Below are 25,875 nucleotides of genomic sequence, written 5' to 3'. Positions count from 1 at the left end.
TAAAGTAAATATTTTATAAAGATAATTTAAATTTCCTAGCAAGGTTGTGAATAAAACACTTCCCCAATCCCCCTCCTATTGGGGTTTTTTTTAGAGCGAATATATTATTAACATCATAATAGGAATTTATAACAGTATCCTTATTAAACTAAATGGATAGAGTTTAATAAGGATACTGTTAATTCAAATTTAAATAAATGCCTACTTAGGGGGAAAATAGGCATTTTAAACTTCAATTATAATAGAAAGAATCATTGGCTTTCTTTTTGTATGTTCGTATAAAAATTGTTCAGGTGTTTCTTTTATTTCTTTTTTAAGAACATTCCACTGGTTAATATTAGTTTTGAGTAAATTATTAATGGTTGTTACAGCTAATTGATTAATTTTCTTCAAAAAATCTTCCGAATCACGTACGTATACAAATCCACGAGAAATTATATCTGGATCAGAAATCATTTTTCTATCTGTTTTACTAAGAGTTATGACTATAACAAGCATACCATCCTCTGAAATCTGTTTACGGTCACTCTTATTAATTCTCCAGGATCAATTTTCGACATAACATAAAGCCAATAAGTTTCACCTTGATACTTAGTAATTTCAAAGTCATTATGATGTGAAGCTTCAATAATAGCCGTCTTCCCATCATTCCCTCTTCCAACTAAAAAAATAGTTTGATGAGTTTCCTGTGTAGCAATTTCCTTTAACAATCTACTTATTTCTAATACAACATCATCAATTGTAGTATCTTCTTTCAAAAAAGCGGTAAATCTTTGGTCCTAATATCCGAGACATTGAAACATCTCTGCTGAACCCTAGTAAGATATTCCTATCTTCCATCGCATTGACAATCATTACAGTACACACCGTTCTTAATTTCATATCTTTTTTAGCTATTCTAGGCCACCTTTTCTTATAGTTTTTGATATTTAAGATTAATAATCATAAAAAATGAATTCACTATAAATCAGATTGTGTTGAATTCACCTGTACCGATTTATCCTAGAAATAATAAGCTTTTCAATACTTTATAAAAATGAATTTGACACTTTTCTTTTATAGCTAATTCAAAAATACATAAAAAATAAAACATTAGATTTTAAATTTCTTTTGATAGTCATTCAATGTATCTTGTTCAATACCTATATAACTTAATGCCCCTTTTTGGTCCGTATGATTCAGCATTGTTTGTAAAACAACTACATCTTTAAATTGCTTGTAGTGATGATATCCATATGTCTTTCTAAGTGAATGAGTACCAATCCGTTCTAATCCAAACTCTTTTGCTGCTTGAGTTAATATTACGTATGCCATCGATCTAGTAATTGGTTTGTTCTTTCCAAATCCCCCTCTAAAACGGTTAAACTTTTTTCAAATTATTACAACTGTTTTATAAATGGTACAACTTTCTTTTAAATCCACATATGAAATACGTAACCCTGTATTAATGCCAAGAAGGAACAGAATATAGTTTCGTTCCTTCTGTTCCTTGAAAAATTCTTTTATTTCTTGAATTGCTTCTTTATCGCGGATTGGTTGAACAATGTTCATGCACTCTTTAATTCCACGTCACATAGTGTAATGTAAATCCGCTGGAATATCCATAACGATGCCCTCATAGTTTGTTTCCTCACCAAAAGGAGGAATAGGTCATGGGTTTTGCTGGTTGTGGTGGCTTTGGCGGCGGATTCGCCTTACTGATTGTGTTATTTATCTTATTAATCATAATCGGTTGTAGTTGTTTTGGAGGTGGATTTGGCTGCTGATGCTAAGAGAAGGCACTCAATTTGAGTGTCTTTTCTTATTGAATTGATACTTCCATCCGCATACTTTTCCACAACCTGCACATTAATCTCTTCGTACTTTTTATATAAAATTTAAATTTACGAGATAACCAATCTAACGAATATAGATATGATAAAAGTGCATTAACTTTTTTAACTTGTTCTTCCTTAGAAGATCTTCTTGCTTCTAACGCTCGTTTTTTAAATTCCTCTTCTGTTGGCACCATTCTTGATTTTGGATTATGCAGACCTGACTATTTAATAAGCTTTCTTTGCCTATTTTCCTCTGTATCAATATTAAATAATTCAAAGCAAGCATTGTTTGTATAAGAAAAGTCATTTATTACAACCCACCACATATTATTGATGTTATGATAAACCGTACCTCTCATTAATCTTCCTTTACGGTCACCATTTTGGACAACAACTCTTATAAATCATCAATTATATATTCATCTATATATCCTTCTTCAAATTTAAGAACCTTTTGACACCAAATCCATCCGTTAAGTTCTTTGAAACCAACTAGACGTTCGCCTATCATTAAGTTTTGGATGTTTTGGAATGATGTTTTGGAATGCTGCTTTTATATTATTATTTATCTTATTCAAAGAATTCTTTGAAATTATTTTTAGATTTAGGTATTTGTATTTTCTATCGATAACAATGGATTATGTTACTTAAAATACATGTGTTATTTATAAGAATAAAATTTTTGTAACAGTATACACTACAAGATGTAATTACTATATTTCGGTAAGGTGTTCCATATGAGTTATAAGAACTTATTTTCTCTAATCCTGAACATGGTTAGGAAAATTTTTTCTATACTAAGCATTGTTGTTAAGCGTTTAATTTCTTTAAGGAGGAATATTTTAATGGGTGTTTTAAGTGGAAATCCACAACATGAACCAATGCATTACGGAGAAGTCTTTGGAATTTGGAGTTATCTTGCAGCGGCACAAGGTGCAATTGCTGGTTATCAAGTTCTCATTAACCATACAGGAGATGAGGACTTAAAGAAGTTTTTAGAAAACCTTGTAGAGAATGATATCCAATCAGAAGTTGAAGAATTAAAAAATTTATTAAAATTAAATGGTGTTGCATTGCCACCAGCACCTCCAGAAAGACCAGTTGCATCTATTGAGTCGATCCCCCCTGGCGCTCGTATTAATGATGCAGAAATTGCTGCTAAAGTTTCTATGGACCTTGCTGCTGGTTTAGTAGCATGTAGCCAAGCTATGGGACAATCTCTTCGAGAAGATGTAGGAATGATGTTTGGTCAATTCCATATGAAAAAAGCACAAGCTGGAGCTATATTGCTTCGTATGAATAAGAAAAAAGGTTGGATTATTCCACCTCCATTACATGTTCAACAATCAGAACAAGCATAGTATTTAATAGTAATCTAATTTCTTTTTGTTATGATTGTTTTTAACCTGGATAAGAGTATAAACATTTTAGAATTGTGTAAAAAAGATGGTGTCCAGCCATCTTTTTTGTATGCGTTAGAAAAGAAATATAAAAGAATATATGTGATTGCTTACTGTATTAAATGGTATGTATTCGAAACAAAATTTAATTATTCTTCACTACCAATGTGAATTGGTGAAAGTGAACTAATCTTTAAAAGTTTACTTTCATTCGAAAGGTGTTAGATTATAAAAAAACGCTTTTACCTAAGTGATTGTCCAATCTTTTCCCCTTTTTTTACATTAACTAATAGTAGTGTGAAAAGGAGTGGAAATAAAGATGGATAACAAAGAATTTGAAACTAAATCTCCTAATTTTATGGATGAAAAAAAGGCGAATACTCCTAGTCAAAATAAAAAGGAACTAATAAAAAATCATGATATAAAAGTTAGTATTATCATTCCTTCTTATAATAAATATCCGCTAAATTTATTAACTTTATATTCTTTAGATAAACAAACATTCGACCTTTCAAAAATGGAAGTCCTCTTTATCGACGATGCTTCAACTGATCAAACTTTACAGATATTACGAAATCATCAATTTTCTTATCATTTTAGGTATTTTAAATGTAAACGAAATCTCGGTAGAGCGACGGTTCGAAATATTGGTATTAAATATTCAAGAGGGGATATTCTTATATTTTTAGATGCAGAAATGATTACAGAGCCTGAATTTGTTCAAAATCATTTTAAGTATCATCAATTAATGGATAACTTGGTTTTATCAGGGGGTATGTATTATAACGCAGTATATTCTTGTATATTCCCGGGATTTGATCGCGAACAAATAAAAGAAATATACACCAAGACAAAAAATAACCAAGTGCTCTACGACCGAATTGAAGACTATAAACATTCCAACATTATCGCTTCATATCCGTTATTAGAAAGAAAAGACATTGATACAAAGCTTTATAGAGAATTAAAAGTTAAGACCCCTGCAGTACATTGGTATAATACAATACTAGATAATTTTGATGCGCAATTAAATGGATTTCATTTTCCATGGATGGCCTTTTTAACTGGAAATGTTTCCTTACGTAAAAAGTTAATTGAACAAGTGGGAAAATTTGATGAAGATTTTATAAATTATGGTTATGAAGACTGGGAGTTAGGATATCGCTTATATAAGGCTGGAGCTAAATATTTAGTTAGCAAGACTGTTACAGCTTATCATCAAGAGCATCCTGTTGGAGAGAATAGATGGCAAGAAGCGATGGGGAATTACCACTTATTCACGCTAAAACACCCTGACGTAGACGTTCTTATTCTTGGCCTAGAGCTTGCTCGAATTACAGATTTATTAATGATGAACAAAGTATTAGGCGAGTATAAGTTACTCATTCAAAATCATCCAAATGAGTCACTATCTTTTCGAAAAAAATTCATTGAGATTCTAAAAACTATTGTACTGTTGTTAAAGATTGATATTCGACATATAAACATATTAAACGCAGTAGGTTTTGACTTAGATCAAAGAAATGAGCTTTTATCTGATGTCAATAAAATTAAAAACTTAAAAGAGTATAACAATTTGATTTATATTGTAGAAAAAATTATTGGACCAAAATTAAAATAGAGAGGGTTCCTAAAATAATCGCAGAATTTTAAATCTTTATATTTTATTATCCTTTCTTTGACTAAGTTATATATTATGTTAGGAGTGGAAAAGTAAATGGTTTCAATCATTACTTGTACAATAAGAGAGGAATATATAGAGAACGTTTTTAGAAACTATGAACAGCAAATATGGAAAGATAAAGAATTAATTATTATTTTAAATAAGGATACTATGAATTTAAGTAAATGGAAAAATAAAGCTAAAGATTATCATAATGTCAGTGTATTTCAGCTGCATGAACAGGCAACTTTAGGTGATTGTTTAAATTTCGGGGTGGAGAAATCTAAGTATGATTATATAGCCAAATTTGATGATGATGATTACTACGGTCCATACTACCTAGCTCATGCGATGCCCGAATTTAATAATAAAGATATTGCTATTTTAGGTAAAAGCTCTTATTATGTTTATTTCAATACTAAACAAGCTTTGATGTTGGTATCAAATACAGAAAAAGCCTTTACTGATTCTGTAGCAGGAGCTACACTAATCTTCAAAAAAGACGTATTCAAAAAAGTTCAATTTGAAAAAGTAAATAGAGCTGAAGATTATTTTTTTATAGATACCTGTAAAAAGAATGGTTTTAAAATCTATTCTACTGATAGACATAATTTTGCTGTTATACGTCATGACACCAATAAACACACATGGAAAGTATCTGATGAAGACTATATGCAGTGGGGTGAAATTATCACTTATACAGATGATTTCCGATCATTTGTATAAGTGATAATTTCCATATAAATAATCTTTAGGGATAGTGGCATGGTTCCTGTTATAGATCTGAAAATAAAAACATAGAGATTTTTTCATCTCTATGTTTTTATTTTGGCTCTGTTAAACGATTAGGTACTTTATCTAGACATGAAATTAAATGAAATTCCAATAAGGCGAAACTTCTTTTTTGCTGAAAGTGTTAATTTGTATATTTATTCTATATGTCCAAATTAAATAGTAAACAAATAGTTTACTAGATATTGACAACAGAAGACCTTCGAAGTTTTTACGCTAGCGTTTCCTGCATCAAAATGGGTCTCGATCCGCTCTGTACAAAACTAGCTGTTGTTGGCGATGTGAATAGGCAAGGGTCAATTGTGTTAGCTGCAACCCCTCCTCTGAAAGAATTAGGAGTTAAAAAGATGAGCCGATTATACGAAATCCCACGGCGGCATGACATACTCATAGTAAATCCTACTATGGAAATATACATTAGATGTTCAAATTACATAACAAAATTGGCTCTTCAATACGTCGCTTTTGAGGATTTTCACCAGTATTCCATTGACGAATTCTTTATGGACGTTACAGCAAGTTTACATCTGTTCGCACGAAATCCATACGAATTTTCTATGAAGTTCAAAAGAGAAATATATATATTACAAGTACTTATTTCTACGGTACCATAGAAACACTATAAAAATTAGAAAAAGAGAACGAAATGGTTCCCTTTTCAAGAAGAATTTTTAGTTATTTCACTTTAAATCAGCTAATGCAAATCCCTCTTCATCTTTTTATCAGAGAAATCGAATAAGAAATAAAGCCATGCATTTTATAACTTTTCGGTACTCACAGCTACAATTTTTCTAAATGGTATTCCATATTCCCCTTACCACGCTCTTCATTTTCGATTAACTTTGTTACGTTATTTTCTACGCATTGTTGTGTATCTGATTATTTTGTTTTAAATGGTTGTAAATAAACCCGTTGTATTTAACACCGTTGTTTGCATTTTATTCCCCTCTTAGAAACTTTTTAATTATTATCCTCATCCAGTAACTCCATCACCAACACCGAGTGATCCGAATATCCAAGCAACCGCTCTCGATGCGAGAAATACGTTTCTAAAATTGCATCCTTTAAAGTCGGAGACACAAAGGCGTGGTCGAGACGAAAACCATTTCCTTTCGGACTGTACCATGAATACCCGGCAAACGATCCATGTGTATGTCGCCATGCATCCGTCCAACCGAGGTCAATCAGTTCTTTCATATATTCGGTACCATAAAACGGAGTACCTTGCGCATCTTCCGGCAAGCCTGTGTTATAGTCTCCGATAATAATAGATTTCGTGTTACTGTGCTCCCGGGCGAATGTATTGACTTCCTTCCAGAAGTCCAGTTTTTCTTGTGGTTTATTGTTACTCGTAGGGATGTGAACCGCAAGAACATGCAGGTTCTGTTTATCAAGTTTGATCTCTAGCCAGCGTTCTTTGTTTGTTTCTCTTTTATAAAAAGAAGATACGACTTCAAATGAATGAAGAGATGCAACAAGGATACTGTTTTGTTTGAGTTGCCCGCCACTTGTCTTCATATACGTATAGCCTGCTTCTCTCAATAGCGCCTGCAGTCTTTCACCTTTTGGCCCTTCCCAGTATTCTGTTACAATTAAAACGTCAGGTGCATGTTTGTTAAGCTGCTCCGCAATTTGAGGTATGCGTTTATCAGAGCCACCTTGTTGGATGTTCCATGATAAAATTTTCAAAGTTATCCCCCCTCTCATTTTATATAATTTTTCTTATTAACTTTGGTTCTTACGTTCTTTTACATTCATCTATGTTTTCCACGATAGCAGCATAGTTAGGTTTCTTAGAAAATCGCTTGTAATCACCAATTACATAAAACTCTTTTTTAGCTCGTGTAACAGCTACATTTATTAAATTAGGCTTTGAACATGACCAGTTAGCTGCTCCATCACTATTTTCATCTGTACCAGTTACAAAATAAACAATATCAGCTTCTTTTCCTTGAAATGTATGGACAGTACCTATAGAATTCTTCACCCAATCCTTTAATATTTCTGTAGAAACATTCATGTTTTTTAACCTTTTTATTAGAATTTTTTTAATACCATCTTTTACCGCAGTAAAAGGAGAGATTATATATACTTTTGGAGGACTTGAAGCCTTTTCCCATAATTCAATAATATGATCTACCACCAAATTTCCTTGCTCTTCAACAAATTGACGGTTAATAGCCGATCCTTTACAGTCGAACCAGGCACTCTTGCCTTGCTCCTTTTTGCCTAATACCATTTTGTTATCATAGGCTATTTCATTTGCGATAGTAAACATTGGATTTAAGCATCTTCTATGAACCCATAAAGGTGTTCCAATCCATTGACCATAGCTGTTAAACATTCCATATGGATTCGCTGCATCTGCTAAAGTTTGAACTGAGGTACCCATGGCAATATATCTATCATTTACATTGAAGTACTTCTTAATATCCCCTAAAATTGTTTGATCAATTGTTACAACAGGCTCAATTTGAATCGGGTCACCTACTACTATTACTTTTTTAGCCCTCCATATAGCACCTGCTGATTGCTGAGGGGTAGCTTGCCCTGCCTCATCTATGAACAAATAATCAATAAAGTCCTTTTCTATACCTCTATACATAGAACTAAAGCTCGCAAAAGTTGTACTTACCAAAGGGGTAATTAAATGAACAGTTTGCCACATGTTCTTTAAATATTCTCTATGATCCTTATCATTAAGATCTAAATTTGTACGATTAATTAATAAACGCAAAGTAGATTTAATCGCCTCAAAATTAAAGGCTAATATTAATTTATGGATTTTCATAGCTTTTAAAAACAATAATCCTCTTTTGAAATTCAGATCATCCGTAAGCCAAATTGTATTTAATTGTCGATTTTCATATGCCTGTTGAGTACTTGACCAATAGTCTTCATCAGGTAATACCAAGCTTTGCATTTTATAATCGTTTAGCCGTTTTGTAAAGGTAGATATTTTCCTCTTTATTTCCTCTATAGTCTTCTTAGACTCGCTTATTTTTTTGCTTTTTAAGTGGAACTTACTTTCTTCTTCTTTCAAACGCGAAATAATATCATTGAGTGCATTTTCTAAGTCGATTTTTTTTGTGTTTTTTTTGCATAGAAACCTTTGCAAAAGAGTGGGTTTAGGTAGGAGTTGAATCTGTTGCTCTGTTCGTTGCTTTTGCTGTTCTAAATGTCTCGTCTCATTCTCTATATTCACTTGTTCTTGCTTCAGTATAAATAATTGATTCTCTAACACTTTTAATTGGGTGTTAAAAGCTTGTATACTATGAAAATCATCGCAAAATTTTTGAAGATCTTCCTTTTCTTGGTGTACATATTTTGAAATATCTTCAAAATCTTTTACAGCTTCTTCCCAATCCTTTATGCTGACTTGTTTACTATCCTGCTCCAATTGTTGAAGAAAAGCATGCTGTTCATTCTTACTTCCAAACAATTTCCAACCAAATGAAGCTATATTATCAGATTTTCCAAGAGCTCCTGAAAACAATCCCCATGCATCATCATCGCTACCTAAAAGATTTTTTGCGGCAGATGGATACATAGATAAATCCTTTGCCTCTTTAGCATACAGCTCTTCATATTCCTTAAACTTACTTTCATCAGAAGGTCGTATAACTTCCTTTAGCTTAGGAAGGTCCTTGGAAATATTTTCAACTGCTCCATTATTACTTGAAGCAACAACCATAGAGTACTTATTTATTTTTGAATCTAATAAATAGATTGGATAATGAAAGCCATCTAAATTAATAGTTTTTATTTTTGTAAAAGCTTTAGAAGGATTATCTAGTTGCGCCATTTCTTTTGCTCTTTGAACTACAATATCAGCAAAAATATCTTTTAATAACGTAGTCTTTCCTGTTCCTGGTGGCCCATTAACAGAACTAATTTTTTGATTATTATTTATAATTTGATTTACAGCCACCTGCTGCATTAAAGACAAACTATGATCTACCGGTGATGGCCAACGGCCATCAGGTAGATTTCTAGGCTGTAAAATCTTTTCAATATATTCCCGATTCTCATTTATATCCAAACGCTCTTCAGGAAATGTCCCCTCAATAAACCGACGGAGTGTTTCGTTTTCTCCTTTTGATAATATTAATTCTAAGTCATTTAAATAAAAGCTATTAAAATTTTTAGATATAGATTTTTGGTCTACTTTCATAACTTCCATTTCTAAATAATTTAATGAATTATTATCTAATCGATGAAAATATTGCTGGTATACTTGTTGAATTGAAAGTAAGGATTCTTTTGTTACTCCATTTGTAAACACAGTCTGTGCTTGTTCTTCAAATAGCTGCAATTGATTCCGAAAAGAAGTCATTAGTTCCTCATAATGTACTTTTGAGGTTTCTGCCATCAATTTCATTACATACATTAAAAAAGGAACGAACATTGAATCTTTTACATAATTTCCATTACTATCCACCAAAAAAGAAAAACTAAATAAAGCTTTATGGTCCTTATTAATAATCTCATCGTTGTTTTTAAAAATATCACGTATAAAGCTAACAAGTTTATGATGCTCGAAACAAGACAAGTAATAACGGAATTGCACTCGATGTTTTTTACTATCCTTTACTTGATCGTACTGCCAAGGAGTTTCATTAAAATCTATCAAACGCGTTCGACTTCGATTTTTATTATCTTTGAAGTAACCTTTTCCCACAACTTCTCCCTTACCTGGAACTTCACTTGGTGCTAATGCTTCGACTAAGTGCCAGGCCTTCAACACCGACTGTAATCTCGTTATTTTCATATTTTCACTCCTGTTATAATTATCATATAATTCACACTATACTTAAAATTAAATAATATCATAACAAAAATTTTGATTTTATTGGATAATAATAGAAAACTATATTATCTTCTTCAAAACAACATACAAATAAAAAAGAAAGACCCAATAATATTCAACTTCACTACCTCCCCAACTCCTCCAAAACCACCTTAAACAACACCGAAGAATTCCTCACAACCAAATCCAAAGGAAACTCTCTAACTGCCCGCTCTTTTCCAATCATCACATTTCCCTGTTCATAATCAATCTTGATATGAACATCTTGAATATGATAACTCTTAATGGCAGATGCCTGATCCAAGTATGAATGATCCAGCTCGATTCTAACCTTCTTCGTAAATCTACGAAGTGTTCGCCAAAGAAGACGTTCTTCATTCGACTTCATAAACAACTCTGGAAGTTCTTGCACTTCTTTTAATAATGACATGTTCGTTAGTGTATATACTTGTATTCCATATCCTACTGGACGAATGAGATGATCAAGCTTTTTCCATGGAGATAGTTCGAAATAAACGTAATCGTTTGTCTTGTCACTAGGCAATTCATGAATTTGATTTCGTCTTTTGATTTGGATATTTTTAATTTTTGCGACGTACTGAATGCCACCGTTTTCTCCGTGCCACTTTTTTGGTGCATACAATGCTACGTATTTTACTTCTTGCCAGCCTTGTTTTAATTGTGAAACAGGAATATGATAGAAACCTTCTTTCATATGTGCCTCGTAATATTCTTTGTTTTTCACAACTCCAACGAGTACCTTTTCATCTAAAGAGGATTGCCATTCCTCTCTTGTCCCTCTTGGGAGAATTCCTTCTCTTATAATCTCTTCAGGGCTTTTTTCAATTAGATGATCAAGAAATTGCTCTACGAGTCTTGTAGCATTCGGTAAGAATGGGAATCCGCCAATATTCACTTTTTCAATGCTTTTATAGAAAGGATGATGTTCATATTCTTCCTCTTGGTTCCATGGAAATAATACGTAAGCACCGTAAGCTGTTCTCTCAAACGGGCCTCCTTGGTCTACAACTAATGCATCTCGGTAGCGATGCATCGTATTAATGTCTTCTTCCATTGGGCCAGGAGTTCCGTACTGCCTGTTATAATGGGAACCATCCTTTGCAAAATCAATTCGATATTTCGCGTCAAAAATGTATTGATACTGATAGTTTTTTCCCTTCTTCTCAATCGCAAGCATTGTATCCGGTTTTTGTGTTACTGTTGGTAATGCTTTACTTCTCTTTTGAAAATAAAGCTCGATTGTTTCCTCTGTTTCAGGATGAATAAATGTTCGTTTTGCAGTTGCGCTTTCATCAAGTGTCACATACAGCCCATCTTGCCGCACTTTAATAATATCTTGCTGCACCGTTGTATATTTTTTCGATAAAATTTGTCCGAGCTTTAAATATGTCCAGTATTCATATAGCCTTGCGACGTCTTTTACAGACATTTTGAAAATTTGTCCTCTTAATGTCAGTCCCCTCGATAGCATTAGAAAAATTTGATACGCATCTCGGTAACCAGGTGCCATTTGAATGACAAGAGAAAAGACGGAACGATCCATCTTCCCGATGTCACTCCAAAACGAGTCATGTAACTCATTTTTCAATCGGGATTTCATCTTTCTTACGTTTTGAAGGAGATCTTCATCAACTGACAACCGTTTGAATGTAGAACCTGATTCCAAGGTTTTATATAAATCATCAACTTTATGTAACACTCTCTGCATCATCCACTTCACAAAACGATTTTCTAGTGTATCGTACGATACTTCTTTACGAGCCGTAATTCCTTTAGTTGGAATCATATTTGTTTCTTGAAACAAATGTGGTCGTTTTCGTAAGTAATTCATTCCAACAGAATCTAGCCTACGAATTTTTTCGCCTTGGACAAGCTGATGCTTTGTAACAAGCGCATGATGTGGCTGCCTTTTAATATGAGAAATAGCCTTCATAAATCTACTAAAAGAGTCATTTAAAATACGATAAAATTCACTCTTAGAAGGATTAGAAGCTTGAATCGTTGATGCTCCTAAATATGTTCTTTTTAGTAAATGAAATGCCAAATTATAAATTTCATCATTTACTTCTTCCAAAAGCGCCTGGTAATCGTCTTTATAATCAAGCTTGGATGGAAAAACCTCTAATGTAACTGTTAATAACGAATTTTTATCGTCTCGAATTTCAAAGTCTGTATATCCTACTTCATTAGGAAATGAGAGATTTCCCATCAATATCTTCAACGGACCCATTTGGATAGAGCTAATTGCTTTTCGAAGTGATGGATGCTCATGATAAAAGGATAGCTCATTATTATGTTTCGGAATCACAACTAACTGATAGCTTCTATTTTCAAAGAATATAGGAGGATGCTCAGTCCAATCTACTAGCTCCTTTGCTCGAACATCGTACACTAAAATAGAATCAGCTGTTCCAGATACATGAAAATGCATCATTTCATCGGAAGCAATTCCCTGATATTCTTTTAAACTCTCATATTTTTCGTGATACGGATTTCCTTTGATGGTGAGTGATAAATCTGCTGTCTCAATCTTAATGAGCTCTATGTCATCATTAGATCCAGAAAGAGGTGAAACCATCGTATTCTAACCTCCTTAACATATGAGACAGTTTTTTCGCAGAACGCACATACTTGGCATTCGAAACATCTTCACCGTCATATTCTCGATTCGAGCATAATTCATATAATTTCTTTAATGCCTCTTCTGTCCGTCCATCACTTCCCGTAATACGCGGTAAAATCTTTTGATACATTTGATAGTCTAACGCCTCATCAAACGATAGTAATTCACTTTTCTCATTGTAGGCCATGTAAAAACAAATCTCGTCACGTATCCGGTACCCAATCTGCGCTCCAATCAGTTCAAGAATTTCATTGATTTCAATTAAAATATGAGATACTTTCTTCACGAGATCTTTATTGAGCTGAAAGCATTCCTTTAAATGAAGAAACGTGGCTGTCAAGGAACTATTAGAAACACGCTTTGCCTGCACTTCTTCTGCATCCATTAAAAACTCAAAGGAATCTAATTTCACTTGATTAAATTCAATCGTATTTGCACGATCCAGTACTTTTTTACTTAACGGATGTGTTGTTTCATCCATGTTGACAGTTCCAATGACATACACATTTGACGGAATCGTAATTCGTTTTCCAGCAATGGACTCTGGAAGAACAGCCGATGTAACAATCTCTCCCCCTTCCCATTTCCGGCTTTCAATCACACTTAGAAAATCACTGAAATAGTACTCTACACGTGCTAAATTCATCTCATCAAGAACGACAAAATAAGGCTTGTCCGGATTCTGTGCCGCTTTTTCAATAACTTGAATTAACGGTCTTTCCTGAAATTCACCTTGAATATTCACGTAGCCAAGTAAATCAGAACTATCGCTCCAATCAGGGCGCACAGGAATCAGTGTAAACTGCCCGTTTTCCTCAGTTGCACCTAAACTTTCTGCGAACCACTGAACAATTTTTGTTTTCCCTGTACCGGAAATACCAGACAAAATAACAAAGGGCTTCGTTTTTAAAGAAAGGAAAAAGTTAATAATATCTTGCTTATCGTAATAGAAACCTTTGCTTTTCATATAAGAAGATACATGGTCTACAATTTCTTTCTCATTCAAATCCATTTCTTTTTTCTCGTAAACCATTCCGTGATCAGTCCCTTTCTCTCTAAAAGCAATGTATCCCTCATAATAGCTAAGCATTTCTTTTAAATCGTCCACTAATTCTGCTTCACTTGGCATTCCATTCACATCATATGCAATGTACGCTGCTGTAGAGTTTGCATATCCCTTCGCTTTCGGACTTGTACCAAGGAAAATATCATCATCTTTTTTTATTTTTTTAGACATATGTATATGTTGACGAATCTCAGACTTAATCTTTTCCATTTCCTCTTTAGAAGTTTCCGTTACTCCTTGCGCCATCGTTAAATATAGTCGCTTCATATCTTCACTAAATAAATAAACGATATAATACCCTCTCTGCGTCGATGTCGTAATATCCTTATTCATAATAGCGAGCCATGGAACAGCTGCCCAATTACCTTGACCGACTGAACCAGTAACAATGTATTGGTTATAATCTATAAAAGGTAAGCGGGTAATCTCCGTTGTCATTTCATTTCTAACAAAAGAACCTAGTTTATGACCTGCGAAGCCTTCTCTTTTCGCCTCTAAGTACTCATTCATAACAGTTAAAAACTTTTTACGCAAATTACTATTCATATTATCTTCCTTCTCATTATTCGCTTTTACATATTGTTCAGCAGGGATCCACTCATCATTAATTAACCCTACCTTTTCAAACCACATTAACAGGTTATGCGTACGTTCCTTTGCGACTGATTCAACCATTAAGTTATCCCCGCGTGAATTTCGAACAATTGTCATTCCTAAATCCACTAGAGTTTCTTTCTTCTGAGGCTTAGAATAACTACTTAAAAGCTCAAGTATACATAAGGAAATTCGAAAATATTCATGTTTTAGAATCAAGCTTCGGATAAACATATCTTTATTATTTGATTGAATATATTCATTTAAAAGAGTTGTATTGATCTCATGAGCTTCATTTAGAAACCCTAGTAATCTTAAATCTTGGCGTCCTCTAGATTTGACTCTATATAAATTCCCTTCTACTTGCTGACTCAAATTTTGCGGATCATATGTACCATTTATTATCTCTTCTAAAAACGTCATCACTTTCTCGTATTGCTCACATGGTAAATCATCTGTTTGAAATTCCTTAAATGTAATGGCTGTTGAATTGTTAAGTGTTGTTACCGTTACAAAAGGAAGTTGTGCAAAGAAAGACATTAAAAAGGCACTTTGTTCACTTGCTTGTACAAAATCTTCAGTAGTTGCTGTGCGAATATTTATAAAATCTTGCCAAGCTTGCTGAAGAAGCTCAAAAGTTATCATAAAGTACGGCTGTGATTCTTCTCCGCTTTCGTACCTTTTACGTGAAGATTCTGTTTCAATATATAGTCCTTTATCATCTATCTTTGTGATCCAATTTGGTTTATTGGTGGTTATCTCGTTAACCTGGTTTATTTTTCGGGAAAATTCAATGAGTAGTTTCTCTAACATGTGCTTCCTCCATGGCGGTAATTAATTACAATTACTTCAAACATTCCTTTTCATACTAGCTTAGTCTTAAGCCTCTTCATATCATTCTATTTATATACAAGTATATATTTTCAAATGTAACTATTAAACAAATAAAACAGAATCTTGACCAGCCATACGCATTCCCATACTCAAAATAATCTATCACTATCAATCAATAATACAATATCGATCGTTTCTTAGAATATATCGGCGCTTTTCAAAATATATCGACCGTTCTTTGAAATATATCGGCGATTCGACATAGAATAAAGACCTTACGACACGATTCGCCATACAAAAGAAAGCAAATTCACCCAAAGCTATACAATAAGAGAAAAAAGAATCGTTCTTTTCAATATGGTTCAACACCATAGCAAAACGAAAAGAACGATTCTTTTACTAACTCACAACTCCACCCTAGTCCCCACCTTATGTTTGATAGCCTTCTCATAAAAATACTTCGCCACTACAATATCCACAACAGCCAGCCCGACAGATTTAAATACGGTAATTTCTTGATCGCTTTCTCTGCCAGTTTGTTCACCGCTAATAATTTGGCCAAGTTCTGCGTGAATATCACTTTCTTTGAAAAGTCCTTCTTGTATTGGGATTTGTAGGTCACCAGTTTCTTCTAGTGCTGCTTCTTTTGATTCTACTACTACTTTATTAGCTGAAGAAATGACATGAGATGGTAGTTCTTGCATCGTTGGTCGGAATGAACCGACAGCATTTACGTGAACACCAGGTTTTAATGTGTCTGAAAAAACTGGTGTTAAGGAGTTCGTTGTCGTGACAACAATATCCGCCTCACGTACTGCTTCATTTGCATCTGCGTATATGTAGACAGGTTTATTAAATTTCTCTTTAATATACTCGGCAAATTCGGCCGCTTTTTGTTCTGTTCGGTTATAAAGCATAATGTTTTCAATGTCTCGTACAGCGAGCATGGCCTGAACAAGTCCTTTTGCTTGTTCTCCTGTACCGATGATGCATAAGTTTTTCGCATTTTGGCGAGCTAGATATTTTGTCGCTACACCTGATAAGGCACCCGTTCGAATCATTGTTAAATACGATCCTTCTAAAAGGGCGAGCGGCTCTCCTGTTTGGAAATCAGATAGCATGACAACTCCGTTGATTGTTTTCTTTCCTATTTTAGGGTTATTGGGAGCTACTGTTACTACTTTTAATCCTAGTGCACCAAGGTCTTCAGCTACTGAAGGCATCATTAATGCGGTGTTTTGCGAATTAGAAAATGGCAAAGAGTAGCGAATCGGAGTGATCGTTCTTTCTGCAGAAAACTCTTTTAAAGCAATCGCCGCGTGTTCAATTACTTCATTCATATCTACTAAACTTTTTTGTTCAGCTGCGTTTATGACTAACATATTACCTCGTCCTTTCCTGAGTCTTTCTCCAATATAGCAATTACTTCACCATTTCATCTTCAATCCCCTTGTTTTCTAAACAGAAAACAACTCCAAACACTACGCCAATAAGAAGCCTTGTTTTAACGGATCTCTTGGGTCCATTACAAATTGGTGAAATCCTGTAATAAATGCCTGACCAGTAACTTTTGGAATGATTGCCTCATATTCGCCTATTTTTGTCGATGACAATACTTCTCCAACAAATTGTCCGTCAGTAATACATTCATGGACGAAACTTCCTCCTTCTTGTAGAACCCCATTTTCAACAAGCGTTGCAAGTCTAGCTGAAGTACCTGTGCCGCAAGGAGAGCGATCTACCTGTCCATCCGCAAAAATGGTTACATTTCGTAACATCGCATCTTTTCCATTTGGTTCATCTGAAAAGATAACGCCGTATATTCCCTTTAAATCTTCTTCGAGAGGATGTTTTACTTCCATTTGACTTTCAATGTAGTGTTTAATTTTTCCGCCCCATGTTTGAATAGCAGATAAATCTTTAAAATTTACTTTCAAACCAAATTCTTTACTGTCTACAACAGCATAGAAAGCTCCTCCAAAAGCAATGTCTACTTGAAATTCATAGCCATCAATTTTTACAGGAACATCTTTCTTGTAAACGAAAGAAGGAACATTTTCAAATGTCACGGATTCCACTTGGTTTCCACTGTATTTTGCATACGCGATAACCTCTCCTGCAGGGCTATCAATAATGAATTTTTGTTCTTCTCCCGTTACTTCGAACATGCCCGTTTCAATTCCTACCGTGATTACAGCAACAATTCCATGGCCGCACATTGTACTCCAGCCTTCATTATGCATAAACAATACTCCAAAATCAGCATGCGGACTTGCAGGAGGCGTAATAATACAACCGTACATACCATGATGTCCTCTCGGTTCATACATAAGAACTTCGCGAAGATGATCCAAGTGCTCCATACAATATGCCCGTCTTTCTAGTTGTGTTTTTCCTTTTATCGCTGGTACTCCGCCTGTAATAATACGCAACGGTTCTCCAGCTACATGTGCATCGATTGTTGTGTACATTTTGCTAATATTCATGTCTTGTCCCTCCGTTATTTGTACTCTCATATGAGACGCTTGTTATTTTAAAAGTTTCCTATATTTTTATTAGCAAATATTGTGCCGGAATTTAGGAACTGAATATTATCAATAACCAATCAATTGTATTTGCACTTTTTCTAAAAAATTATACCCTTTGCATAGCAATTTTTTAGACATGTGTATATTTTCTTTTACACTATTTCATCCTCTCGTTTTGAATTTATACCGAAAGAATAGCGTTTTTTTCGTTTTTTGAATATGACTTTGTCTTACCTTGATGGGCATGTGGCGATATCCCAGTTAGAACAAATGGTGACACCGGAAAGTGAAAAATAGTATAATTTTAACAGTTTTAGGAATTGTAGATTGCTTTGTTAGTAAAGAGGAGATGATAAATTTGCAAAAGAAACGAATAGTATTTCTATGTTTATTTTTTTCTATTCTTTTAATATTTTATATTTCCCAAAAAGGGTACAGTGACAAATATATACAATGGGGTGACAGTGTAGAAACTGTTAATACAGATCAACTTGAAAGAAATAACATTCCATATAAAGTTAAAGACAATAAAGTATATATTCCTGAAGATGCCTTTAACAAGGCGATAATGTGTTGTTCATGAAATCACAAATAATATGTAATTACATTCACATTCCGTTTTCAGGATATGAAAGGTGGCGATGTAATTTGGCTCAAGAATACAAGCTAATGGAAATACAGGCAGATGTATTATTTAAATATGATAGTTCGGGCAGAATGACAGAAATAAATGAGCCTGGAGGTCTTGTTGCCCCTTTATTTTTCCTTGGTGGTACCAGAGAAGGAAATGTCATTCGTTTCAATAAAATTTTCCCAAATTCAAAGATGGATAAAGTGTTGCAAGTTATTAACAACAATGAGCATATCGTTGACCTTAAAAACTTAATTGTTATTCTAAATGAGATAAGAACCATAAGTAGCATATGGATGGGCCCAGCTTACGTTTTTCCCGAAAATTTTAATATGACTTCGGACGCAGTAAGAGTAACAAATGAAAATAAGGAGTTACTAAAAGTGGATTTCCCAAATCTATTTGAGGAGTTTGAATGGAAACAGCCTTGTTTCGCTATTATTCAAGACGGTATTGTAGTTTCTGTATGTTGTAGTGTGAGAAAGAGTGCAAAAGCAGCAGAGGCTAGTGCGGAAACTTTGGAAGCCTATAAAGAAAACGGATATGGAACAAAAAGTGTTATTGCTTGGGCAAACGAAGTCAAGAAAGAAGGGTTACATCCTCTTTATAGTACAGCGTGGGATAATTTCTCTTCACAAGCAATAGCTAAAAAATTGGGTCTTCATAGATATGGAATAGACTTGCATATAAGTTAAGTTTTTGGTAATTAGCATCTAATTATCTTATTGGGTTCTTGACGCATGCCCTTCAAGTTAAAGACTTAAAATTACCCTAAAACATGGATTTTGTGCATTTAAGTATTCAAGACCACCATATTGAATACACCATGCCCCCAACAAAAAACACTAAACCTAGAGCTAAAACAACAAAAGCGAGTATTGCATTTTTATTATTTTCCATAAAATTGTCTCCTTGTAATTTTTTATTTTGTTTCATTTTTTATACTAAAAAACCTTTAGTTGTAATTATGGCTAAAGGTTGCGATCATCATACTTCTCACTTTATAAAAATTTCATATTTATAACTCTTTCATGCGAAGTCTCCTTTCCTGCAAGATTGAATAAGTGCAGTGATTTGTTCAATTATGGAACGCTATACATATCATGTAAGAAAGGAGATGGCTCTCTATTGTATACATACACCCTAGTTCGTTGAGAAGGAACTTTTTTAATCATAGTCTTATTTTTTGATTTTCAAGGGGTAGTACCAGCGTAGCTATTACCACCCGCAAAATCATGCGAAAAACTGTAAAACAATCACTGGTAATCGCCACGGCTGACAGGTAGCACCCAATCACAAGTCGGTCTATTAAACCAAGTGGTAGCATCACCGGGTTCGTATCGTCCAATATGAACATGAGGTCCTGTCGTGACGCCTGAATTGTCCACAAATCCAAGGCAGTCACCTATTTGGATTGACACCCCTTCCTGTATGGGGCCATCTGGTGTAATGTGACCGTACTGAGTGTAGAACCCATCAATATCTTCGACCAGAACCATATTATCATACTGGGGACAGTTGTTTGGATCTGGACAATGTGGGCTATTTCGTCTTACTATTCGTACGGTGCCCGATTCTATGGCATAAACAGGTGTGCCATGGACGAATCCAACACCGGGGGAGAACTCGCCCCATCTAATACCATTAAACACTAAATCCTTTGCACCACCGGGGGTATGATTAGGTCCACACCCTTGAGAGATTGTGACTGGTAACGACGTATCAAAGGGATGCCTACAATAAGCCTTCAATGTTCATCTCTCCTTCAATAAATTAATGTTTTCTACGTTTCACCTTTTACGTACGAAGCACATATGGATAAGAGCAAAATATGAGATTGACCTATTGTCGGAAATAGAGGTGGCGGTCACCCCATAAAAAAACTATGGGCACAAGTGGATCTCCACATATACCCTTACGTTTAACCTCCCCATATCTCCCTGAGTCTATGCCCTTACATTCCTTCGTTCTACCTCTCAAGAGATGAAGCCTAATCAAGTTCTTTTACGGGGGGCTTTGAAAGAAGTCCAGTACCAGTGTGCTCACACCATTTTGGAACTTTCATTGGCTGTTCTTATATGTGTTTGCGGGTGGTGACAACTACGCTGATACTATCCCCTCAATGCTAAAAAGCTTCTCAAATACATTTATCAAAATGGTTCATTTTTGAAATACAGCACCTGAAAGTACGAATCGTTTCCGTACCTCCTACACCCACCACATTTGCGAAGGTGTTTCTTCTATTAATACGCTTTTCAAATTCGTAACCGCGCGTTTAAATCCTTCTTCAATCGACATGATTGGGTCTTCATGTTCGATGCTTACGACGTAGTCATATCCGTACGTACGAAGTGCACTCATCATATTTGACCACTCTTTCATATCATGGCCGCATCCGACTGATCGAAATGTCCAAGCACGCGTTTGTACTTCTCCGTACGGCTGCATATCTGTTAGGCCATACATGTTAATATTGTCTTGATCCAAGTACGTGTCCTTCGCATGAAAATGATGAATCGCATTTTCTTTTGCTAAAATTTTAATGGCTCCGACAGGATCGATACCTTGCCACCATAGATGACTTGGATCTAAGTTGGCGCCAATTGCTTTGCTTGTTTTTTCACGAAGCTTTAATAGCGTATACGGTGTATGCACTAAAAATCCGCCGTGCAATTCTAAACCAATTTTCACGTTATGTTTTTCCGCATATTCCCCGAGCTCTTTCCAATAAGGAATCAGCTTATTTTCCCACTGCCAAGTGAATACATCTGCATATTCATTTGGCCACGGGGTAACGGGCCAGTTTGGATATTTCGCTCCCTCGTGATCCCCTGCTGTTCCGGAAAAACAGTTTACGACCGGCACGTTTAGCAGCGATGCTAATTGAATCGTTTTACGAAGTGTATCGTCAGACTCTTTCGCAAAGCCTTCTTCCGGTGAGATTGGATTGCCGTGACAGCTAAATGCGCTAATGATCAGCTCTCGATCCGTTACTTTTTTTAGATATGCTTCTCTTTTATCCTTATCTTCAAGCAGTTCATCTAATGGGCAGTGATGATTTCCAGGATAACAGCCCGTTCCAATTTCAACGGCGTGAAGACCTGCTGCTTTTACTTTATCTAACATCTTTTCAAATGAATGATCTGCAAATAAAACGGTAAATACGCCTAGTTTCATTTTATTTTCCCCCTATTTGACTCGTTTCATATATTTCATCGATAATAGCTGAGACTTGAAGCGCTTCTTCCGGTTTCACTACTAACTCAGCTTTTCCATTGCAGGCATCAATGAAGTTTTTAGCCTGCATAAAACTATAATCCTCTTCTCCCTCTATCCAAGTTGCCTTACTGTTCATTAGCATGCCGTTTTTCGTTGTGTAAAGTTTAAGTGGAAAAACGTTAATCCCTCCGTCTACACCGGAAATGCTAACATGTTCTTCGTCATCTTCAATATTGGCAGACCAAGACGTTTCGAGCAGCAATGAAGCACCGTTTTCGAATTTCATATAAGCGGTTACATGATCATCCACATGAAATGTCTCATGATCAAATGTTCCCCATTGATTTAACTGACCAGGTGTTCTACTTAATTCGTTGTACGCACTTCCAAGAACCGCTGTATGTTTTGGATTTCCCATTAGCCAAAGAGATAAATCAAGTAAATGACATCCATAATCTATTAAACTTCCTCCGCCTTGCAGTTCTTTATTCGTAAATACTCCCCACCCAGGAACTTTGCGGCGCCGCATCGCTTTTACGCGCGCTACGAGAGGACGACCTACTTCTGTCATCATTCTTTTTGCTGCTTGTGCTTCTTTCATAAAACGATAATGATAGGCAATTGCCAGCTTTCTATCAGCTTTTTTGGAAGCTTCCAGCATATCTTCGCACTGCTGCTTACATAGCGCCATTGGTTTTTCACATAATACATGAACACCTGCTTTCAAAGCCTCAACTGCAAATTCAGCATGGAATTTATTCGGCGTACAAATACATACAGCATCTACTTCTGTAAGCATATCTTTATAATCAGCAAATACTTGCGGGATATCAAACTCATTCGCTACCTCTGTAGCTCTTTCATGATTAATGTCACTCACGCCCCAAATGACGCATTCATCACCTAGTTGTTTAAACGCTGGAATATGCCGCCCAGTGGCAATTCCCCCTGCTCCAATTATGCCGATTCTCACGGTATTCACCTCTTATACGCGCGTAATTTGTTTTGTTTGGCTTGATTGTAAAGCTGCTAAAATGACAGAAAGAGATTTAAGTCCTTCTTCACCTGGAACAGCTGGTTCTTCATCATGCAAAATTGCTTGTATAAACTCTTCAATCACGTGAGAGTTACTTTGCCCACCTTCATCATTGGACTGAATTTTCCCTAGTTCATAATTAACAACTTCTCCTGTCGCATATTGAACGATTAATGAATAGACTGGATGTTCTTCTAGACGAATAATTGCTTTCTCACCGTAAATAATCGTTGAGTTATCTTCTTTACTCGTATAAGCCCAGCTTGCTGCAAGCGTTCCGATAATACCGCTTTCTGTTTTTAATACACATACTGCGTTATCATCAACATCAGCAAAATCTTTTGCATTGCTTTCAACAAATGCGCCAACTTCTACAAATTCTTCTCCGAGTAAGTAACGAAGTAAATCTGTTTTGTGAACGCCTAAGTCTCCCATCGCCCCAATAAACGCTTCTTCTTTTTTAAAGAACCAGCTTTCTTTGCCGTCCGCGCTCCATCCTTCTGGTCCGCCATGACCAAAAGCTGTACGGAAGCTATAGATTTTACCGATTTCACCATTTTGAATCAGCTCGCGCGCTTTTTGATGAGATGCGACAAAGCGCTGATTGTGTCCGATCATTAGTTTTTTACCATTTAGTTTCGCTGCTTCAATCATTGCTTTTGCTTCTTCTTCCGATGTGGCCATCGGCTTTTCACATAATACATGAACGCCGCTGTTTAAAGCTGCAATCGAAATAGGCGCATGCAGATAGTTTGGTGTACATACACTAACCGCGTCCACGGTGCCGCTAGCTAACAGCTCTTCGTATTTTGTATACGCTTTTACGCCGTATTGCTTTGCTACGCTATTTACACGTTCTTCATTTACATCACAAACTGCGACTAGTTCTACATTTTCATTGAATTGATACTCTGGTAAATGACGATACTTCGCAATGCTTCCACAACCAATAACCGCTACTTTTATTTTCTCCATGACCTTTATCCCCTTTGTTTCAGTTTACTTATTCGTTTTTACAGCAATTTGTTCAATCGGCTTGGCATTACCGTAAACAGGACGTTCTCTTTCTACTGGTTTTGCCCATTGAATCGCATTTATGATCACGCGTTGAATCTCTTTATTATGGTACGTTGGGTATGTTTCATGTCCTGGTCTAAAATAGAACACTTTGCCATTCCCTCTTTTATATGTGCAGCCGCTTCTAAAAATTTCCCCGCCTTCAAACCAGCTTGTAAATATCAATTCATCCGGCGCCGGAATATCAAAGTGTTCACCGTACATTTCTTCACGTTCAAGTTCAATGAATTCTGAAATTCCTTCTGCAATTGGATGGCTTGGCTCTACAACCCATAAACGTTCTTTTTCATCCGCTTCACGCCATTTTAGATCGCAGCTTGTTCCCATTAATGTTTTGAAAATCTTCGAGAAATGACCTGAATGCAAAACAATTAATCCCATTCCGCCTAATACACGTTGTTTTACCTTTTCAACGATTTCATCTGCTACTTCTTCATGTGCCATATATACTAATACATCCGACTGCTCTAATACTTCATCTGTTAATCCATGTTCTGATTCATCTAAAGTAGCCGTTTTTACTTCGAATCCTGCTTCCGTTAAAAATTCTGCAATCGTACCATGAATTCCATTCGGATATATTTCATTTACAACAGGATTGATTTGTTCATGTCGATTTTCATTCCATACAGTTACTTTTAACATTGTGACAACACCCCTTTTTCACTTTATTTGTGATTAGTATAGAAAAGATAAGTAATGAAGGATATGCTTAATTTAGCTGTCTTTTTATTCAAAAGTGTCATCATTTTTTTTAGTTATTAAAAATCGAAAGAGAAAATAAGAAGAATTATGATATGTTTTATTTACAAAAGTGGCATGTTCTAAAGGGGAGAAATTGCGTATGACTTTAATAGAAAACGATTTAGAAGTTATTAATGAAAAAGTCATTTATCAAAATCCGTTGCTGTTTCTAAAAATATGGGAAATTAATATGAAAAAACATCATTTCAGTACGATAGAGAAACACCCTTGGCATTATCATAAAGAAGTAGAATTTATTGCCGTCGTTGAAGGGAATTTGGGGATACAAAGTAAAAACGAGTATATTCTAATGGGCCCAGGCGATGTCATCGTTTTAGGGGCATCTCAGCCGCATCGTTCTCATAAACCACTGATGGACGATTTACGATATGTAGTGTTTCAAATCGATTTAGGGAAACACTTCGATGAAAGTATCATGCCGTACATATACTGTTTCTCTGAACAAACGAAACCTTTGAATGAAATAAACTATATTTTTGAAGAAAAACAAACTGTAAGAGATGAAATATATACTTTAATTATGGAAATCTTTCAAGAATCACAAACACAAATGAGAGGATATGAAATTGCCATTAGTTCTGCTATTAAGCGAATGATGCTATTACTCTTAAGAAATGATACACGCAACATATTAAACTATACAGAGGGAATTGGTCTGAACCGACTGCGGCCAGTTCTTGAATATGTAGACAAACATCTGGAAGATAAGATTACTGTAGAAGAAGCTTGCTCATTACTAGGACTTAGCTACCATTATTTTATAAAGTACTTCAAAAAAGTTATCGGTACTTCATTTATTGATTACGTTAATTATAAGCGAATCAAAAAAGCTGAATGTTTATTAATGACAAGTGATCTTAGTATTACAAATGTAGGTTATGAGGTTGGTATCTCCAACATGGCTCAGTTCTATAAACTTTTTAAAAGGTATAATCAATGCTCTCCAAAGGAATTTAAACAACGCATGCAAAATGAATTGGAAGCTAAAAAAGAATAAAC

The 25,875-nt window shown here is 35.1% G+C and carries 19 protein-coding genes and 3 pseudogenes; 8 read left to right on the top strand and 14 right to left on the bottom strand.

From position 1 onward, the window contains the following. Positions 1-225: 225 nt before the first annotated feature. The 3 genes and pseudogenes from CN326_RS03870 to CN326_RS03860 form a co-directional block, all read right to left on the bottom strand. Positions 226-525: pseudogene (locus CN326_RS03870) on the bottom strand (ribonuclease J); the annotation flags it as partial. Then, positions 486-758, bottom strand: a complete 273-nt coding sequence (locus CN326_RS03865) for a hypothetical protein (protein ID WP_098306414.1) — start codon at positions 756-758, stop codon at positions 486-488. The gene CN326_RS03865 and the pseudogene CN326_RS03870, both read right to left, overlap by 40 nt. Before the next feature lie 334 nt (positions 759-1,092). Beyond that, positions 1,093-1,551: pseudogene (locus CN326_RS03860) on the bottom strand (tyrosine-type recombinase/integrase). Positions 1,552-1,652: 101 nt separating this feature from the next. On the opposite strand from CN326_RS03860, the gene CN326_RS03855 reads away from it, so the two are divergent. The 5 genes and pseudogenes from CN326_RS03855 to CN326_RS03835 all read left to right on the top strand — a co-directional run. After that, a complete protein-coding gene (locus tag CN326_RS03855; protein ID WP_090913000.1) occupies positions 1,653-1,766 on the top strand; it encodes a YjcZ family sporulation protein in 114 nt (37 codons plus the stop codon). 896 nt (positions 1,767-2,662) lie between these two features. Beyond that, entirely contained in the window at positions 2,663-3,178 is a 516-nt protein-coding gene (locus tag CN326_RS03850) for a DUF3231 family protein (protein WP_098306412.1), read from the top strand. A gap of 358 nt (positions 3,179-3,536) precedes the next feature. Then, the gene (locus CN326_RS03845; RefSeq protein ID WP_098306410.1) at positions 3,537-4,838 is read left to right on the top strand and encodes a glycosyltransferase family 2 protein; all 1,302 of its coding nucleotides are present in this window, start codon (positions 3,537-3,539) and stop codon (positions 4,836-4,838) included. A 96-nt stretch (positions 4,839-4,934) separates the two neighbouring features. Then, positions 4,935-5,606, top strand: a complete 672-nt coding sequence (locus tag CN326_RS03840) for a glycosyltransferase family 2 protein (protein ID WP_098306408.1) — start codon at positions 4,935-4,937, stop codon at positions 5,604-5,606. A 248-nt stretch (positions 5,607-5,854) separates the two neighbouring features. Next, positions 5,855-6,253: pseudogene (locus tag CN326_RS03835) on the top strand (Y-family DNA polymerase); the annotation flags it as partial. A 379-nt stretch (positions 6,254-6,632) separates the two neighbouring features. On the opposite strand, the gene CN326_RS03830 reads toward CN326_RS03835, so the two are convergent. From CN326_RS03830 to CN326_RS03805, 6 genes are all read right to left on the bottom strand, one after another. After that, positions 6,633-7,361 carry an endonuclease/exonuclease/phosphatase family protein gene (locus CN326_RS03830; protein ID WP_255258091.1) on the bottom strand — a complete coding sequence of 243 codons (729 nt, stop codon included), beginning with the start codon at positions 7,359-7,361 and terminating at the stop codon, positions 6,633-6,635. A gap of 49 nt (positions 7,362-7,410) precedes the next feature. Beyond that, positions 7,411-10,443 (bottom strand): DEAD/DEAH box helicase, encoded by a 3,033-nt coding sequence (locus tag CN326_RS03825; protein WP_098306402.1) that lies wholly within the window; start codon positions 10,441-10,443, stop codon positions 7,411-7,413. A 163-nt stretch (positions 10,444-10,606) separates the two neighbouring features. Then, entirely contained in the window at positions 10,607-13,081 is a 2,475-nt protein-coding gene (locus CN326_RS03820; RefSeq protein WP_098306400.1) for a restriction endonuclease-like protein, read from the bottom strand. Then, positions 13,056-15,599: an MrcB family domain-containing protein gene (locus tag CN326_RS03815; protein WP_098306398.1), complete on the bottom strand. Its 2,544-nt coding sequence runs from the start codon at positions 15,597-15,599 to the stop codon at positions 13,056-13,058. The genes CN326_RS03820 and CN326_RS03815 overlap by 26 nt, the downstream gene beginning before the upstream one ends. Before the next feature lie 425 nt (positions 15,600-16,024). Further along, positions 16,025-17,002: an ornithine cyclodeaminase family protein gene (locus CN326_RS03810; RefSeq protein WP_098306382.1), complete on the bottom strand. Its 978-nt coding sequence runs from the start codon at positions 17,000-17,002 to the stop codon at positions 16,025-16,027. Positions 17,003-17,101: 99 nt separating this feature from the next. Next, positions 17,102-18,106 carry a proline racemase family protein gene (locus tag CN326_RS03805; RefSeq protein ID WP_098306380.1) on the bottom strand — a complete coding sequence of 335 codons (1,005 nt, stop codon included), beginning with the start codon at positions 18,104-18,106 and terminating at the stop codon, positions 17,102-17,104. A gap of 391 nt (positions 18,107-18,497) precedes the next feature. Here CN326_RS03805 and CN326_RS24945 point away from each other — a divergent pair, with 391 nt between their 5' ends. Both CN326_RS24945 and CN326_RS03795 read left to right on the top strand, forming a co-directional pair. Beyond that, on the top strand, positions 18,498-18,731 hold the full coding sequence (locus tag CN326_RS24945; RefSeq protein WP_483295629.1) for a hypothetical protein: 234 nt from the start codon (positions 18,498-18,500) through the stop codon (positions 18,729-18,731). Between the two features lie 65 nt (positions 18,732-18,796). Beyond that, positions 18,797-19,474: a GNAT family N-acetyltransferase gene (locus CN326_RS03795; protein WP_176524529.1), complete on the top strand. Its 678-nt coding sequence runs from the start codon at positions 18,797-18,799 to the stop codon at positions 19,472-19,474. A gap of 561 nt (positions 19,475-20,035) precedes the next feature. On the opposite strand, the gene CN326_RS25375 is transcribed toward CN326_RS03795, so the two are convergent. The 5 genes from CN326_RS25375 to CN326_RS03765 all read right to left on the bottom strand — a co-directional run bounded on the left by CN326_RS25375 (position 20,036) and on the right by CN326_RS03765 (position 24,756). Then, positions 20,036-20,431 (bottom strand): M23 family metallopeptidase, encoded by a 396-nt coding sequence (locus CN326_RS25375; protein WP_369680107.1) that lies wholly within the window; start codon positions 20,429-20,431, stop codon positions 20,036-20,038. A gap of 556 nt (positions 20,432-20,987) precedes the next feature. Then, positions 20,988-21,956, bottom strand: a complete 969-nt coding sequence (locus CN326_RS03780) for a sugar phosphate isomerase/epimerase family protein (protein ID WP_098306372.1) — start codon at positions 21,954-21,956, stop codon at positions 20,988-20,990. Between the two features lies 1 nt (position 21,957). Further along, complete coding sequence (locus tag CN326_RS03775; RefSeq protein ID WP_098306370.1) at positions 21,958-22,971, bottom strand: Gfo/Idh/MocA family protein; 1,014 nt, start codon at positions 22,969-22,971, stop codon at positions 21,958-21,960. 12 nt (positions 22,972-22,983) lie between these two features. Beyond that, positions 22,984-24,009, bottom strand: a complete 1,026-nt coding sequence (locus CN326_RS03770) for a Gfo/Idh/MocA family protein (protein WP_098306368.1) — start codon at positions 24,007-24,009, stop codon at positions 22,984-22,986. A gap of 24 nt (positions 24,010-24,033) precedes the next feature. Continuing rightward, on the bottom strand, positions 24,034-24,756 hold the full coding sequence (locus tag CN326_RS03765) for a ThuA domain-containing protein (protein ID WP_098306366.1): 723 nt from the start codon (positions 24,754-24,756) through the stop codon (positions 24,034-24,036). 199 nt (positions 24,757-24,955) lie between these two features. Here CN326_RS03765 and CN326_RS03760 point away from each other — a divergent pair, with 199 nt between their 5' ends. Next, a complete protein-coding gene (locus CN326_RS03760) occupies positions 24,956-25,873 on the top strand; it encodes an AraC family transcriptional regulator (RefSeq protein ID WP_098306364.1) in 918 nt (305 codons plus the stop codon). Positions 25,874-25,875: the final 2 nt, after the last annotated feature.

Origin of the sequence: Bacillus sp. AFS018417 (genome assembly GCF_002560985.1) — a bacterium.
Taxonomy (GTDB): domain Bacteria; phylum Bacillota; class Bacilli; order Bacillales; family Bacillaceae_G; genus Bacillus_A; species Bacillus_A rhizoplanae.
The sequence above is the reverse complement of the archived record's forward strand: the minus strand, read 5'-3'. Positions and strand labels throughout refer to the sequence as shown.